This window comes from Streptococcus parasanguinis, from assembly GCF_001069785.1.
Classification (GTDB): domain Bacteria; phylum Bacillota; class Bacilli; order Lactobacillales; family Streptococcaceae; genus Streptococcus; species Streptococcus parasanguinis_T.
Genome location: NZ_JVSR01000007.1, coordinates 1 through 16358, shown reverse-complemented (window position 1 = coordinate 16358; position 16358 = coordinate 1). Strand labels below are relative to the sequence as shown.

Below are 16358 nucleotides of genomic sequence, written 5' to 3'. Positions count from 1 at the left end.
ACCTAAAAACAGCGATATAATTAAGTTTTAGAAACTCCCACCGGCTCCATATTTTTATGCATGGAAGATTACTCAAGAGGCTTAAGAGGCCGTGTTGGAAACGCGGTAGGCGTGTAAAAGCGTGCGTGGGTTCGAATCCCATGTCTTCCGTTGTTGAGACATCATTGTGTAGCAGTGGTGTTTTTTTGTACAAAAAAGAGTCCCAAAAATAGACAAGTGAGGGAGGAGAAGAAGTGATTGCACAGCTAGATACCAAATCAGTCTATACTTTTATGGAAAGCCTTGTGACCATAAAAGACTATGTCCACGTGGCTAAAAGCATGGGGTATGACGCATTGGGAATCATGGATATAGATAATTTATATGGTGCTTATGAATTTATCGAAGCCTGTCAGGCCCACAAGCTCAGCCCCTTGGTCGGTTTAGAAATTGGACTAGAGGTAGAGAATGAAACAATTCCGTTTCGGATGATCGCTCTGTCAACGAAGGGCTACCAGAATCTGATGAAGATGTCAACCGTCAAAATGATGGGGAAGAGCAATTGGGAGGATGTGAAGCACCTAACAGAAGGAGTAGCAGTCATTGTCCCAGCTCCTTTTGCTAGTGGAGCCTTGCCGCTTGGTCTAGATTACTTCATCGGAGTTTTTGCGGATACGCCGGTCCAAGAGTTTAGCCACCCTGTGATTCCTCTTCATACCGTTCGATTTTTTGAGGCGGAAGATGTGGAAGCCATGCAGATGCTAGCAGCCATCAAGGACAATCAAAGCTTGACAGAAACAGGGCCAATTGATCCTACAACGGTCCTTAAAAACCCTCAGGATTTAAAGAATGATTTTGCAGAGCGATTTCCGCAAGCTATCACAAATTTGGAAAAACTTGTCCAAGGGATTCAATATGACATTGATACCCAGTTGAAATTGCCTCGCTTCAATCCTCAGAAACCAGCTGTTGAGGAACTGAGAGAATTAGCCCAAGCGGGTCTTCTTCGAAAGAATTTGACCAGTCCGGTCTATCAAGAACGTCTGGAGCATGAATTAGACATTATTCACCAGATGGGCTTTGATGATTATTTCTTGATTGTCTGGGACCTTCTTCGTTTCGGACGGAGTCAAGGCTATTATATGGGAATGGGACGTGGGTCTGCTGTAGGCTCACTGGTAGCCTATGCCCTAGGGATTACAGGGATTGATCCTGTGGAGAAGAACCTCCTGTTTGAGCGCTTTTTAAATGTGGAGCGCTACACCATGCCGGATATTGATATTGATATTCCTGATATCTATCGACCAGAATTTATCCGCTATGTGCGAGACCGTTATGGGAGTTACCATGCAGCTCAGATCGTGACCTTTTCAACCTTTGGGGCCAAACAAGCCATTCGCGATGTCTTTAAACGTTTTGGGGTACCAGAGTACGAATTGACCTCCATTACCAAGCGGATTGGGTTTAGGGATACACTGACGACAGCTTATGAACAGAATCTAGCTTTTCGACAAGTGATTCATAGCCGAGCAGAATTTGAGCGTGGCTTTGAAATTGCTAAAAGAATTGAAGGCCAACCAAGACAGACATCGATCCACGCGGCTGGGGTTGTGATGAGTGACCAGGATTTGACGGATCACATTCCTCTCAAGTATGGAGAAGACATGTTTGTCACCCAGTATGATGCCCATGCGGTTGAAGCCAATGGTCTGTTGAAGATGGACTTTTTGGGTCTGCGAAATTTAACCTTTGTTCAGAAAATGAAGGAAGCCGTCTATGAAAAGTACCAAGAAGAGATCGTGATTGAAGCCATTGATTTAGAAGATCCAGAAACCTTGGCCTTGTTTGCTGCTGGGGATACCAAGGGGATTTTCCAATTTGAACAGGCTGGAGCCATTCGCCTCTTGAGACGAGTGAGACCCAATCATTTCGAAGAAGTGGTAGCGACCACCTCTCTCAATCGTCCAGGGGCTAGTGATTACATTGATAATTTCGTCAAAAGAAAGCACGGCCAGGAAAAAGTTGACATTCTGGATCCAGCTATTGAAGAAATCTTACGGCCTACTTATGGGATCATGCTCTACCAAGAGCAGGTCATGCAGGTTGCCCAGCGTTTTGCAGGCTTTAGCCTGGGAAAAGCCGATATTTTACGTCGGGCTATGGGTAAAAAAAATGCGGCTGAAATGCATAAGATGGAAGACGATTTTGTCGCAGGTGCTCTTAAACTTGGGCATACGGAAGAAAAAGCCAAAGAGGTCTTTGCAATCATGGAAAAATTCGCAGGCTATGGGTTTAACCGTTCCCATGCCTATGCCTATTCTGCCTTGGCCTTTCAGATGGCCTATTTCAAGGTCCATTATCCAGATGTTTTCTTTGATGTCATGCTCAATTATTCGAGCAGCGATTATCTGACAGATGCTCTCCAGTTTGATTTTAAAGTCGCGCCATTATCCATCAACACCATCCCTTACAGAGATAAGTTCCAGGATCGGAAAATCTACTTGGGAATGAAAAATATCAAGGGACTCCCGAGAGATTTAGCGTATTGGATCATTGATAATCGTCCCTTTGAAAGTGTCGAAGATTTTATTTTACGCCTACCCAATCAGTATCATAAATTGCCTTTGTTAACACCTTTAGTGGAGCTTGGATTGTTTGACATCTTTGAAAAAAATAGGCGCAAGGTGCTTCACAATTTGCCGAATTTGTTTGTCTTTGCCGATGAGCTAGGTAGTTTATTTGCAGATTCTAACTATTCCTGGACAGAAGCAGAAGACTTTAGCCAGGCTGAAAAATATGAGAAGGAAGAGGCCATTATTGGTGTCGGGCTCAGTACTCACCCATTGGTTGCGATTGGGCAAACGAGTCCCTACGAGATCCAACCAATTTCTCAACTCATACAAGGAGAGCAGGTACGCATTCTCATTGAGGTACAAAGCATTCGAACCATTCGAACCAAGTCAGGTGATCTCATGGCTTTCTTACAAGTCAGTGATACCAAGAAAAAATTGGATGTGACCCTTTTCCCTGAAACCTACAATCGATTTTCCTCCTTGATAAAAGAAGGTGGCTTTTATTACTTGACAGGGAAGATACAAGAGCGTGATGGGCGCTTGCAGATGATTCTAGCAGAGGCACAACTAGCGACCAATGAAAAGTTCTGGATCCAGTTGCTCGATCATCGTCAGGATAAAACGATTCTTTCTATCTTGAAAAAATATCCGGGCCCATATCCTGTGATATTACGCTATGAAGACGAGAAAAAAACTCTTCAATTGAAGGGCTATACCGTCCAGAAAAACAAAGAATTGGAAGATGAATTAAAGAATCTCGTTATGAAAACGATTTATCGGTAAAAACTGCGAAAAATACGAGAATTTTAGTCTTCTTTGTGTTATAATTACGTAGAATGTAAAAGAAAAAAAGGAGCAAACAACGAAATGAAACGTATTGCTGTTTTAACTAGTGGTGGAGATGCCCCTGGTATGAATGCTGCCATCCGTGCAGTTGTTCGTCAAGCAATTTCAGAAGGAATGGAAGTTTTCGGTATCTATGATGGATATGCGGGAATGGTTGCTGGTAAAATTCAGCCCCTTGACGCCTCATCTGTTGGAGATATTATTTCCCGTGGTGGTACCTTCCTTCATTCAGCTCGTTACCCTGAATTCGCACAACGCGAAGGTCAATTAAAAGGGATCGAGCAATTGAAGAAACACGGGATAGAAGGTGTTGTCGTTATTGGTGGAGATGGTTCTTACCATGGTGCGATGCGCTTGACTGAGCTTGGATTCCCAGCTGTGGGTCTTCCTGGTACGATCGACAACGATATCGTCGGAACTGACTTTACAATTGGTTTTGATACGGCAGTCACAACTGCAATGGACGCGATCGATAAGATCCGTGATACTTCATCTAGTCACCACCGTACTTTCGTTATCGAAGTGATGGGACGTAACGCTGGAGATATCGCTCTTTGGGCAGGGATTGCATCTGGTGCAGATGAAATCATCATCCCTGAAGAAGGATTCAAGATCGAAGATGTTGTTGAGAGCATCAAAGAAGGTTACGCAAAAGGTCGTACCCACAACATCATCATCTTGGCTGAAGGCGTGATGTCTGCAGATGAATTTGGTAAAGCTTTGAAAGAAGCTGGTGATGAAAGTGACCTTCGTGTGACTGAGCTTGGCCACATCCAACGTGGTGGTTCACCGACTGCGCGTGACCGTGTTCTTGCTTCACGTATGGGAGCACACGCTGTTAAATTGTTGAAACAAGGAATCGGTGGTGTAGCCGTTGGTATCCGCAATGAAAAAATGGTGGAAAATCCAATCCTTGGTAAAGCAGAAGAAGGAGCCCTCTTTAGCTTGACAGAAGATGGTAAGATTGTGGTAAACAATCCACATAAAGCTGATCTTGGTCTTGCCGAGTTGAACCGTAGCTTGTCTTCAATTTAATTTTATTTCATAAATTCGTTAACCTTGTCTTAAAAAGACAGATATATTAAAAAAGGAGTCATATATATCATGAACAAACGTGTAAAAATCGTTGCAACTTTAGGTCCTGCGGTAGAAATCCGTGGCGGTAAAAAATTCGGTGAAGATGGATACTGGGCTGAAAAACTTGACGTTGAAGCTTCAGCACAAAACATTGCTAAATTGATCGAAGCTGGCGCTAACACTTTCCGTTTCAACTTCTCACACGGTGACCACCAAGAACAAGGTGAACGTATGGCGACTGTTAAACGTGCAGAAGAAATCGCTGGTAAAAAAGTTGGTTACCTTCTTGATACAAAAGGTCCTGAAATCCGTACTGAATTGTTCGAAGGCGAAGCTAAAGAATATTCATACAAGACTGGTGAACGTATCCGCGTTGCTACAAAACAAGGTATCAAATCAACTCGTGAAGTGATTGCTTTGAACGTTGCTGGTGCGCTTGATATCTTTGATGATGTTGAAGTTGGACACCAAGTATTGGTTGATGATGGTAAATTGGGTCTTCGCGTTGTAGAAAAAGACGCTGCAAAACGTGAATTCGTTGTTGAAGTTGAAAACGATGGTATCATCGCTAAACAAAAAGGTGTAAACATCCCTAACACTAAGATTCCTTTCCCAGCACTTGCTGAACGTGATAACGACGATATCCGCTTCGGTTTGGAACAAGGTATCAACTTCATTGCGATCTCATTTGTACGTACTGCAAAAGATGTTCAAGAAGTTCGTGCTATCTGTGAAGAAACTGGTAACAGCCACGTTCAATTGTTTGCGAAAATCGAAAACCAACAAGGTATCGAAAACTTGGATGAAATCATCGAAGTTACTGACGGTATCATGATCGCTCGTGGTGACATGGGTATCGAAGTACCATTCGAAATGGTTCCAGTTTACCAAAAAATGATTACTTCTAAAGTAAATGCTGCTGGTAAAGTTGTTATCACTGCAACAAACATGCTTGAAACAATGACTGAAAAACCACGTGCAACTCGTTCAGAAGTATCTGACGTCTTCAACGCTGTTATCGATGGTACTGATGCTACAATGCTTTCAGGTGAATCTGCAAACGGTAAATACCCACTTGAATCTGTAGCTACAATGGCGAAAATCGACATGAATGCTCAAACACTTTTGAAAGAATATGGTCGTTTGAACCCAGCTACATTCGAACGTAACTCTAAGACAGAAGTTATGGCTTCAGCTGTTAAAGATGCTACAAACTCAATGGATATCAAATTGGTTGTAACATTGACTAAGACAGGTCACACTGCACGTTTAATCTCTAAATACCGTCCAGATGCTGATATCTTGGCATTGACATTTGACGAATTGACTGAACGTGGATTGATGTTGAACTGGGGTGTTATCCCAATGTTGACAGATGCTCCTTCATCAACTGACGATATGTTCGAAATTGCTGAACGTAAAGCGGTTGAAGCTGGTCTTGTTAAATCTGGTGATGATATCGTTATCGTTGCTGGTGTACCAGTTGGAGAAGCTGTTCGTACAAACACAATGCGTATCCGTACAGTACGTTAATAGACAATTATATCTAAAGCCTTGCTGGTTGGTCCGAAAGGATTGACCGCGAGGTTTTTCTTTTTCTTCTGGTGTGTGTTGATAAGAATTCTCACTAATGCTTACTTTCTCTTTTTTAAAGATCAAAAACATGGTATAATAATTAAAAAGGAAGGGAGACATACATGCCAAGGAGAGATTTAATTAGAAATGTCATCATTGTCGGTGTACTGGTTTTGGCACTGATTTTGCTTCGAATCTTTGTATTTCATCCATTTAGTATCAATGATAAAATGGCCAATGCTTCTGTGAAAACTGGAGATCTTGTGGTAGCGACTAGAAATGCTCAGGTAGATCGCAGTGATTTGGTCTTATACAGGGTCGGTGGAAAAGAATACCTTGGACGTGTCATTGCCAAAGAAAACGACGAAGTCAGCTACGTAGATGACGTCCTCTATTTGAATGGACAGGCAACACCAGAACCTTATCTGAACAAAATGCTCAACAAACACTTAGCTGCTCCAACGAGTAATGGGTATTATACGGATGATTTTTTCTTATCAGAGTTAAAAGGGACCAAGGCTGGTCGTGTACCATCCGATACTTACCTAGTCTTAAATGATAACCGTGGAGATACAGAAGATAGCCGTGAGTTTGGTTATATCCATAAAAATCAGATCGAAGGAGTCGTGAATCTACGTCTCTATCCTCTTAATAAATTTGGATTTATAAAAGTAGAAGAATAGCCGAAAGGCTATTTTTTCTTACAAAAAAACTACTGCAAAAAAGAATTGCAGTAGCTTTTTATTCTGGTTAGATTGAGGTAGAGGGTTCTATTTTTTCTGTTTACTGGTAATTTGGTGAAAGACCTTTTGCCAGTGTTCATGACGCCGCCAGAGACTGGTATGGATCTGGTCATTTAACTCATAGCGAATCAATTTGGTCTTTTGACTGATAGATTCAATTTCGAAATTCTTAAAGGGAATTTGATGTTCTTCCTGCAAACGGACCAGGTCCTCTTTGTGGCTTTCTTGGCCATACTCATTGATGAGGGTGAAGTTGTCTGCTAGGAGGGTTTGGTATTCCTGCTGAGCCTGCAAGCGTTCCTCATAGGTCTTTAATTTGAGAAGGACATTGTCCAGAATCTCATCTTCAGGGATAGAACTTGGCTCCACATGGACATCGATATCAAAGACGCCAAACTGTTCCTTGAGAAGGCGCTCGACCTCTTCGGTAATAGCATGGCTCTCATAAACAGAGAGGTCTGGATTCATTTCGATGACGACATCTAGGTAAATGTTGCTTCCGTAAGTCCGTCCCCGTTGGGATTTGACCCGGCTGACCTTTGGCAATTCCAGAATAGCCGCCTTGTATTTATCCAGGAGACTTTCATCAAAACCATCGGAGAGGCTGAAGGAGGATTCAATGAAAATGTCGTAGGCAGTTTTTAGGATAAAGAAGGTAATAACGATGGCCACTAATTGGTCCACAATCGGATAGTTAAGAGCACTAGCTCCAATCGCAACAGAGGTTCCTAAAGAAGTGACCACGTCAGACAGGTTGTCTTTGGCAGCTGCCTTGAGGGCCTTGGATTGAGCTTTCTTAGCTAAAGTCCGGTTATAAAGATAGACCGCAAACATGACAAGGGCTGATCCAACTCCGACAATGGCCCCTAAAGGATCAATGACAGTGGTTTCCCTACTGAGGATTTTCTGAACGGTATCTCGTAGGACATCGAAGCCCACATAAAACATGATGATGGAAGTTACCAGGCTAGCTAGATCTTCAATCTTCCAATGACCAAATCGGTGGTCGCGGTCAGCTGGCTGGCGGGCCATGCGAATGCCGATGAGAAGGGCGACGTTACTGATAATATCGGATAAGTTATTAAAACCATCCGCGACCAAACTGGAGGAGTGAAGGAGATGTCCTGTTGCTAATTTAGCTGCGGAAAGAATCAGGTAGGCGACAATACTGATCAGGGCTCCACGTTCGGCTAGTTTTAAATTACTTTGTGATTGATTCACTGATAACTCCTCCAGACTTCTGTAGATTTCCTCCTAAGCGAAAAACTTGGATCGTTGTTAATGAGGAAATATTCGTTCTTCTTAAGCCTTTATTATAGCCTTTTTGAGTGCAAAATTCAAATGATGCCAACTGTTTCCAAAAGGAGAAAGGGCGAAAATGTGGTATAATAGAACGATTGAATGAATGAGGAGTATGAGATGAATCCTTTATTGAATGGTATGAATGATCGCCAAGCAGAGGCGGTCCAAACGACAGAAGGTCCCCTTTTGATCATGGCGGGAGCTGGTTCTGGTAAGACACGTGTCCTGACCCACCGCATCGCTTACTTGATCGATGAAAAAATGGTCAATCCTTGGAATATTTTGGCCATTACCTTTACCAATAAAGCTGCTCGGGAGATGAAGGAGCGGGCTTATCAGTTGAATCCAGCCACCCAAGATTGCTTGATTGCGACCTTCCACTCTATGTGTGTGCGCATCCTTCGTCGAGATGCGGATCATATTGGTTACAATCGTAACTTCACTATTGTCGATCCAGGTGAGCAACGGACCTTGATGAAGCGGATTTTGAAGTCCTTGAATTTGGATCCTAAGAAATGGAATGAACGGACTATTTTGGGGACTATTTCCAATGCTAAAAATGACTTGATCGATGAAGTGGCCTATGCCGCCCAGGCTGGAGATATGTATACCCAGATCGTCGCCAAGTGTTATGAGGCTTACCAAAAGGAACTCCGTCAGTCGGAAGCAGTGGACTTTGATGATTTGATTATGCTGACCTTGCGTCTTTTTGATCAGCATCCAGATGTGCTGACCTATTACCAGCAGAAGTTCCAATACATCCACGTAGACGAGTATCAAGATACTAACCATGCCCAATACCAATTAGTCAAACTTTTGGCTTCACGTTTTAAAAATATCTGTGTCGTTGGGGATGCGGACCAGTCTATTTATGGCTGGCGGGGAGCAGATATGCAGAATATCCTGGACTTTGAGAAGGATTATAAGGAAGCTAAGGTCGTCCTCCTAGAAGAGAATTACCGCTCGACCAAGACGATCTTGCAAGCAGCCAATGATGTCATCAAAAACAATCGCCACCGCCGTCCGAAGAATCTCTGGACCCAAAATGAAGACGGGGAAGAGATTGTCTATTACCGGGCTAATGACGAGCAGGATGAAGCAGTCTTTGTTGCTAAAACCATTGAAGAGCTGAGTCGCGAAGCTGGCTACAAGCACCGTGATTTTGCTGTTCTCTACCGAACCAATGCCCAGTCACGGACCATTGAAGAAGCGCTGCTCAAGTCCAACATTCCTTACACCATGGTAGGGGGCACCAAGTTCTACAGCCGGAAGGAAATTCGAGATGTCATTGCTTATCTGAACTTGATTGCCAATCTCAGTGACAATATCAGTTTTGAGCGAATTATCAATGAACCTAAGCGGGGAATCGGGCCAGGTACAGTGGATAAGATTCGTGACTTTGCTCAAATGCAAGAATCTTCACTCCTGGATGCTTCAGCCAATATCATGCTCTCTGGCATCAAAGGAAAGGCAGCCCAAGCCATCTGGGACTTTGCCAATCTCATTCTTGATTTGAGAGAAAGATTGGACCAGCTGACCATTACAGAGTTGGTCGAAGAAGTCCTTGACAAGACAGGTTATATGACGGCCCTAACCAATCAGGGAAATTTGGAAAGTCAGGCCCGCATCGAGAATATCCAAGAGTTCCTATCTGTTACCAAGAATTTTGATGAAAATGGAGAGACCGTCGAAGACGAATCAGGTGTGGATACCTTGAGTCGTTTCTTGAACGATTTGGCTTTGATTGCCGATACAGACGATGGGGCCCAAGAAACCTCAGAAGTCACCTTGATGACTCTTCATGCAGCCAAGGGATTGGAATTCCCAGTCGTCTTCTTGATTGGGATGGAAGAAAATGTCTTTCCTCTTAGTCGTGCGGCTGAGGATCCAGATGAGTTGGAGGAAGAACGCCGTCTGGCTTATGTAGGGATCACGCGGGCAGAGAAGGTTCTCTTCTTGACCAATGCTAACTCACGTTTGCTCTTTGGACGGACCAGCTACAACCGGCCAACGCGTTTCATCAATGAAATTAGCTCGGATTTATTAACCTACCAAGGATTAGCCCGTCCAGTTAATACCAGCTTTAAAGCTTCTTATAGTAATGGTGGCGGAACGACCTTTGGAAAAGGCATGAGCTTGTCACAAGCCCTTCAAGAGCGCAAGAGACAAGCAGCCCCAAGTACTCTCACATCATCAAGCCTCCCCTTTGGCAATAGTAACCGAGCTGCTGCTAAAGAAAGCGTCGCATGGGCCATTGGAGACATTGCCATTCACAAGAAGTGGGGCGAGGGGACTGTCTTAGAAGTCTCTGGTAGTGGTAGTACCCAAGAGCTCAAGATCAACTTCCCAGAAGTGGGTCTCAAAAAACTCTTGGCTAGTGTCGCGCCAATTGAGAAGAAATAAGTCGAGATCAGGAAGCGAAGTTCACTGTTTCAGATTATAAACAAGCAACCTCTATTCAGAGATCTTAAGTTATTACTGAATGAGACTATTGAAAAAGGATATTTTGGAACTAGTTCAAAATAGATTGAGACTTTTCGCCGTGAGGAAAGCACCAGAAACGCATTGGTTTCTGGTGCTCGGTAGATTTGAGACGTAAGGCTCAAATCTAAGGTATGGAATCCCAAAGGGAGTCGCTACCGTCCGTCCTCACCTAAGGAAAGTCTCTATAGGGAAATGAATATTCAGTTGAAACCAGCAAGCTTAGCTTGCTGGTTTTGATTTTACTGGTGGCATGATATAATATACTAAGAATAGAGAAAGAGGCATGCTATGAACGAAATCAAGTGCCCCAACTGTGGGGAAGTCTTTACAGTCAACGAAAGTCAATACAGCGAACTCTTGTCACAGGTACGGACAGCTGAGTTTGACAAGGAAATTCATGAGCGGATTCGGCAAGAGTTGGCTTTAGCTGAGCAAAAGGCCCTTAATGAGCAACAAGAGAAGTTAGCTAAGAAGGACCAAGAAATTGCCCAATTACAAAACCAGATTCAACAGTTTGATACTGAAAAAGAATTGGCCAAAAAAGAGGTAGAGCAAACAGCTAGCCAAAGCCTGCTAGAGAAAGAAAAAGAAGTGCAAGCACTGGAGAATCAGTTGGCCACTTTGCGCTTGGAGCATGAAAATCAGCTTCAAAAAACACTATCTGATCTAGAGAAAGAAAGAGATCAGGTCAAAAATCAGCTCCTATTACAAGAAAAAGAAAACGAGCTTTCTCTGACTACTGTTAAGCAAAACTACGAAGCCCAACTTAAGGCAGCAAATGAGCAAGTTGAGTTCTATAAGAACTTCAAGGCCCAGCAGTCGACTAAGGCTATCGGGGAAAGTCTGGAGCAGTATGCGGAGAGTGAGTTTAACAAGGTACGTAGCTTTGCCTTCCCAAATGCCTATTTTGAAAAGGACAATAAGGTCTCTGCACGTGGGTCTAAAGGCGACTTTATCTTCCGCGAGTGCGATGAAAATGGGGTGGAGATTATCTCTATTATGTTCGAGATGAAGAATGAAGCTGACGGGACAGAGAAGAAGCATAAGAATGCGGATTTCTACAAGGAATTGGACAAGGACCGTCGAGAAAAAAACTGTGAATATGCGGTTTTAGTGACCATGCTTGAAGCAGATAATGACTACTTCAACACAGGGATTGTCGATGTTAGCCACGAGTATGAGAAGATGTATGTGGTCCGTCCTCAGTTCTTTATCCAGATCATTGGGCTCTTGCGCAATGCGGCCCTCAATTCCCTTAAATACAAGCAGGAACTGGCGCTTGTTCGTGAACAAAATATCGACATCACCCACTTTGAAGAAGACCTGGATGCTTTCAAAGTTGCCTTTGCTAAGAACTACAATTCGGCTTCTGTCAACTTTGGCAAGGCCATCGATGAAATCGACAAGGCCATCAAGCGAATGGAAGAAGTCAAGAAATTCCTGACCACATCAGAAAATCAACTTCGTCTCGCTAACAACAAGTTGGATGATGTTTCCGTTAAAAAATTGACTCGGAAGAATCCAACCATGAAGGCTAAATTTGATGCTCTGAAAGGAGAATAATCTTTGTATTCAGCTAAGAACGCTACCTTGTCCATGAATGGGAAAACCATGGACTATGTGACATTTGGAAAAGGAAAGGACCCTCTAGTAATTATACCAGGCTTGGGGGATGGATTGCAGACCGTTAAAGGAAAGGCACAGCTCTTTTCTCTCTCGTATCGTCTACTTGCTAAGCGATATAAAATCTATGTTTTTTCTCGAATCAATGAGTTGAGACAGGGCTATACGACGCGGGATATGGCAGCAGATGTAGCAGAAGCAATGGAGACACTAAACATAGATACAGCCTATGTCATGGGGATTTCACAAGGTGGAATGATTGCCCAATGGTTGGTGGTAGATTTCCCTGAAAAGGTTCAAAAGCTCATCTTAGCCGTGACTACTGCAAAACCTAGTCAACTTGCTAGAGAGCGAATTGAGCATTGGCAAAAGCTTAGTCAATCTGGAACTTTTAGAGACCTCATGCTGGATATTGCAAAGCATTCTTACACGCAAAAGAGTTATCAAAAGTGGCGGTTGCTTTATAATATTATGGGTCGCTTGGGGCGAATCAAAGATGAAAATAGAATAGCCATTCAGTCTCAGTCTTGCCTGGAACATAATAGCCTTGAGGTCTTAAAAGAAATTCAGTGTCCAACCTTGGTCCTTGGTGCGCTTGAAGATGATGTGATTGGTGTGGACGGATCCAAGGAACTAGCAAAAGCGATTTCGGGTTGTCAACTCCTCATTCTTAAGCATTCTGGGCATGCTCTTTATGAAGAAAATAAAGTATTTCAAGAGGCTGTCTGTGAATTCTTAAACTAAAAAAAGCTGGAATATTTTCCAGCTTTTTTATGTTAGTTAAATCGCAAAGAGATCATTTAGGTTTTCTGCCATGGTTGGGTGAGTAAAGATTTGTTTTGCGATGTAAGTATAAGGGATCTTGTTGTCCATCGCCATGGTGATCTGGTTGATGATTTCGCCTGCAGCTTCTCCAAAGAGCGTCACTCCAAGAATTTCTTTAGTTTCTGGGTTGACCACGGCTTTGAAGGCACCTCGAAGGTCTGCATTGACGTGTCCGCGTGGCATAGCAGCAACTGGCAATTCTTTAACAGCAACTGGAAGTCCTTTGTCACGTGCTTCTTGCTCGGTCAAGCCGACTTGGGCAAGTGGAGGAGCAATAAAGAGTGTTGTCGCATAATTTCTACGAGTTTCGAGATTGTAGCTACCATCGCCTGTGAGGTAGTTGAAGACAATGCGGAAGTCATCGAGTGACATGTAGGTGAACTGTGGACCACCATTGACATCCCCAACTGCAAAGACACCAGGGACGCTGGTTTCCAAATGACGGTTGACTTGGATCGCTCCACGATCAGTGACTTGGATATCTGTGTTTTCAAGACCAAGTCCAGCTGTGTTTGGTTTACGTCCTGTTGCGTAGAGAAGGATATCAAACTCGAAGTCTCCCTTATCTGTGACAATCGTTAAGCTGTTTTGGCCATCTTTGATTTCTTGGGTATGAACGCCTTGCAAGAATTGAATGCCATCTTCTTCAAGGTAGCTTTTTGCAAGAGCTGCAATACTTGGCTCGATCCGTGGCAAGAATGTTTCAGAAGCATCCAATACCGTTACTTGGCTGCCCAAGGTATTATAGAGATGAGCAAATTCCAATCCGATAGGTCCACCACCAAGGACACCCAGGCGTTTAGGTAGGTTTTCCAAACGTTGAATACCGGTTGAATCCACGGCAAATTTACTTTCAGCCAAACCTGGGATCGGAAGGACATTTGGCACAGCACCAGTATTAATAATAATGGTTTCAGCTGTCAATTCTTCCTTCTCATCTCCAGCTTGAATTTCGATGACCTTGTTAGAAACGAAACGAGCCGTCGCATCGATAATGTCTACACCAGTTCCAGCAATCGTTGCGTAGTTCTTACCATTGAGACGAGTAGTGACTGCATTTTTCTCATTCATGGCTTGCTCAAAATCCAAGCCTTTTTCTGCTGCAACAATCAAGGTCTTGGTGGGAATACAAGCGATATTGATACAAGTACCACCGTACATAGATTTGCTCTTTTCAATCAGAGCGACTTTTTTTCCTTGGCTTGATAATTTCGCTGCGAGTGTTTTACCAGCTTTACCAAATCCAATCACAATAACATCATACATTAACATATGTTACACCTTCTTTCGCTTTCTATTGTATCAAATCCATTTTAAAAAGTCTGAAATCTGCTACGGGATTTTTTAGGAGCTCATGAGAAGGGGGAAAGAGGGACAAGAAGTCTTGTTTCATGGTATAATAAAGGGTCGGTGGACCGGATGGTCACACAATCAGTTAGAAAGAGCAAATCAGATGGACGGAATTATCAATGTAAAAAAGGAAGCAGGCATGACCTCACATGATGTGGTATTTAAACTGCGAAAAATCTTAGGAACTAAGAAGATCGGCCATGGGGGAACGCTGGATCCGGATGTGGTGGGAGTGCTTCCAATAGCAGTTGGCAAGGCGACCCGGATGGTCGAATTCATGCAAGATGAAGGCAAGGTCTATGAAGGAGAAATCACTCTGGGATTTTCTACCACAACGGAGGATGCCAGCGGGGATGTCGTGGAGCGGACCCCAGTGGAAGTGCCTTTAGATGCAGAAGAGGTCGATCGCATGATTGCCCAAATGGTGGGAGAGATCGAGCAGGTACCGCCTATGTACTCCGCGGTTAAGGTCAATGGGCGTAAGCTCTATGAGTATGCACGGGCAGGAGAAGAAGTGGAACGCCCTGTCCGACAGGTGACGATTTATGAATTCACGCGTACCAGTGAGATTGGCTACGAGGAAGGACTAGCCCGTTTTCGCTTCCGGGTTAAATGCAGCAAGGGCACCTATATCCGGACCTTGTCGGTGGATTTGGGTCAAAAACTGGGTTATGCAGCCCATATGTCTCATCTGACACGGACCAGTGCTGCCGGTTTGTCACTGGAAGATTCCCTGACCTTAGAAGAAGTGGCTGAAAAAGTAGCACAAGGAGATTTGAGCTTCCTTCACCCACTTGAAATTGGCACCGGGGATCTGGAAAAAGTAGAGCTGACAGTAGAAGAGGTTGGCGAAGTTCAAGTGGGACGCTTTATTCCAGTTGAGAGTGACTCCAAAGAGTTAGCTGCTTTTTACCAAGGAAAATTGGTAGCCATTTTAGAAAAAAGAGAAGAACTTTACAAACCTCGAAAAGTCTTTCTAACAGAAAGTGTGTTACAATAAATTCATGAATATTCGTACGATTACTACTGCTAACCAGATCCATTTGGAGAATGAGACAGTTTTGGTTCTGGGCTACTTTGATGGCCTGCATCTGGGGCATCAAGAACTCTTTAAAAAGGCGCGTCAGATCGCGGATGAAAAAGGCTTGAAGGTCGCTTTGTTAACCTTTCCTGAATCTCCTAAGTTAGCCTTTGTTCGCTACCAACCAGAATTATTGCTTCATTTGCAGAGTCCTGAGGATCGGTTCCAAAAATTAAACGAACTAGGAGTGGATGAGCTCTTCCTCATTGATTTTACGACCGATTTTGCTTCTAAAACCGCCAAAGAATTTGTTGATCAATTTGTCAAAGCCTTGAGGGCCCGAGTTTTAATTGCTGGATTTGATTATAGTTTTGGCTCTGATAAGAAAACGGCCTCTGACTTAGCTGATTATTTTGATGGTCAAGTGGAAGTCATTTCTCCTGTATTGGATCAGGGGGAAAAGATTAGTTCAACCCGCATTCGTCAAGCTATCCTAGAAGGACGCGTCCAAGAAGCTGCCCGTCTACTTGGTCACCCTTTATCCAGTCGGGGCATCGTCGTGCATGGGGATGCGCGTGGCCGCACCATTGGCTATCCTACTGCCAATTTAGCACCGATTGACCGGACCTATTTACCATCAGATGGGGTTTATGTAGTTGATGTCGATTTTAAAGGGCAGATCTATCGAGGCATGGCTTCTGTTGGCAAAAATGTCACCTTTGATGGAAAAGAGCTTCGTTTCGAAGTCAATCTCTTTGATTTTTCTGGAGATATTTATGGCCATACTTTGACCATTCATTGGTTGGATAAGATACGGGAAATGGTCAAATTCGATGGGATCGATCAACTAGTGGCGCAACTAGAAGAAGATGAAGCAGTTTCACGAAACTGGACCAAGAGAGTGGGACAGAAGTCCTAGCCTCTCAATTGTTTTTGGATTGTCGAGCAAGACGCAGTGGT

General features: G+C 43.6%; 11 protein-coding genes and 1 tRNA gene. 10 read left to right on the top strand and 2 right to left on the bottom strand.

Going from position 1 to position 16358, the window contains the following annotated elements:
• Positions 1-62 precede the first annotated feature (62 nt).
• The 5 genes from ADG03_RS00800 to lepB all read left to right on the top strand — a co-directional run bounded on the left by ADG03_RS00800 (position 63) and on the right by lepB (position 6733).
• Positions 63-150: transfer RNA gene (locus tag ADG03_RS00800), tRNA-Ser, on the top strand.
• An 83-nt stretch (positions 151-233) separates the two neighbouring features.
• Positions 234-3335 (top strand): DNA polymerase III subunit alpha, encoded by a 3102-nt coding sequence (locus tag ADG03_RS00795; protein WP_049472255.1) that lies wholly within the window; start codon positions 234-236, stop codon positions 3333-3335.
• A gap of 84 nt (positions 3336-3419) precedes the next feature.
• Positions 3420-4433: a 6-phosphofructokinase gene (pfkA, locus tag ADG03_RS00790; RefSeq protein ID WP_021152956.1), complete on the top strand. Its 1014-nt coding sequence runs from the start codon at positions 3420-3422 to the stop codon at positions 4431-4433.
• 69 nt (positions 4434-4502) lie between these two features.
• Positions 4503-6008 (top strand): pyruvate kinase, encoded by a 1506-nt coding sequence (pyk, locus tag ADG03_RS00785; protein WP_049472257.1) that lies wholly within the window; start codon positions 4503-4505, stop codon positions 6006-6008.
• A 164-nt stretch (positions 6009-6172) separates the two neighbouring features.
• Positions 6173-6733, top strand: a complete 561-nt coding sequence (gene lepB / locus ADG03_RS00780; RefSeq protein WP_031576614.1) for a signal peptidase I — start codon at positions 6173-6175, stop codon at positions 6731-6733.
• Positions 6734-6820: 87 nt separating this feature from the next.
• On the opposite strand, the gene ADG03_RS00775 is transcribed toward lepB, so the two are convergent.
• Positions 6821-8014 carry a cation diffusion facilitator family transporter gene (locus ADG03_RS00775; RefSeq protein WP_031576616.1) on the bottom strand — a complete coding sequence of 398 codons (1194 nt, stop codon included), beginning with the start codon at positions 8012-8014 and terminating at the stop codon, positions 6821-6823.
• Positions 8015-8212: 198 nt separating this feature from the next.
• Here ADG03_RS00775 and pcrA point away from each other — a divergent pair, with 198 nt between their 5' ends.
• From pcrA to ADG03_RS00760, 3 genes are all read left to right on the top strand, one after another.
• Complete coding sequence (pcrA, locus tag ADG03_RS00770; RefSeq protein ID WP_049472276.1) at positions 8213-10498, top strand: DNA helicase PcrA; 2286 nt, start codon at positions 8213-8215, stop codon at positions 10496-10498.
• Between the two features lie 369 nt (positions 10499-10867).
• Positions 10868-12142, top strand: coding sequence for a DUF2130 domain-containing protein (locus ADG03_RS00765; RefSeq protein WP_049472259.1), 1275 nt, complete (start codon positions 10868-10870; stop codon positions 12140-12142).
• Positions 12143-12145: 3 nt separating this feature from the next.
• Positions 12146-12946: an alpha/beta fold hydrolase gene (locus tag ADG03_RS00760; RefSeq protein WP_049472261.1), complete on the top strand. Its 801-nt coding sequence runs from the start codon at positions 12146-12148 to the stop codon at positions 12944-12946.
• Positions 12947-12982: 36 nt separating this feature from the next.
• On the opposite strand, the gene ADG03_RS00755 is transcribed toward ADG03_RS00760, so the two are convergent.
• On the bottom strand, positions 12983-14299 hold the full coding sequence (locus ADG03_RS00755) for an FAD-containing oxidoreductase (protein ID WP_049472263.1): 1317 nt from the start codon (positions 14297-14299) through the stop codon (positions 12983-12985).
• 181 nt (positions 14300-14480) lie between these two features.
• On the opposite strand from ADG03_RS00755, the gene truB reads away from it, so the two are divergent.
• The gene (gene truB, locus ADG03_RS00750; protein WP_049472264.1) at positions 14481-15377 is read left to right on the top strand and encodes a tRNA pseudouridine(55) synthase TruB; all 897 of its coding nucleotides are present in this window, start codon (positions 14481-14483) and stop codon (positions 15375-15377) included.
• 4 nt (positions 15378-15381) lie between these two features.
• Positions 15382-16317: a bifunctional riboflavin kinase/FAD synthetase gene (locus ADG03_RS00745; RefSeq protein WP_049472266.1), complete on the top strand. Its 936-nt coding sequence runs from the start codon at positions 15382-15384 to the stop codon at positions 16315-16317.
• Positions 16318-16358 lie beyond the last annotated feature (41 nt).

What these genes read in the sequence shown, in the direction of transcription:
- pcrA (WP_049472276.1), top strand. Translation starts at nt 8,213, where the DNA reads ATGAATCCTTTATTGAATGGTATGAATGATCGCCAAGCAGAGGCGGTC.
- pyk (WP_049472257.1), top strand. Translation starts at nt 4,503, where the DNA reads ATGAACAAACGTGTAAAAATCGTTGCAACTTTAGGTCCTGCGGTAGAA.
- pfkA (WP_021152956.1), top strand. Translation starts at nt 3,420, where the DNA reads ATGAAACGTATTGCTGTTTTAACTAGTGGTGGAGATGCCCCTGGTATG.
- ADG03_RS00745 (WP_049472266.1), top strand. Translation starts at nt 15,382, where the DNA reads ATGAATATTCGTACGATTACTACTGCTAACCAGATCCATTTGGAGAAT.
- ADG03_RS00755 (WP_049472263.1), bottom strand. Translation starts at nt 14,299, where the DNA reads ATGTTAATGTATGATGTTATTGTGATTGGATTTGGTAAAGCTGGTAAA.
- ADG03_RS00765 (WP_049472259.1), top strand. Translation starts at nt 10,868, where the DNA reads ATGAACGAAATCAAGTGCCCCAACTGTGGGGAAGTCTTTACAGTCAAC.
- truB (WP_049472264.1), top strand. Translation starts at nt 14,481, where the DNA reads ATGGACGGAATTATCAATGTAAAAAAGGAAGCAGGCATGACCTCACAT.
- lepB (WP_031576614.1), top strand. Translation starts at nt 6,173, where the DNA reads ATGCCAAGGAGAGATTTAATTAGAAATGTCATCATTGTCGGTGTACTG.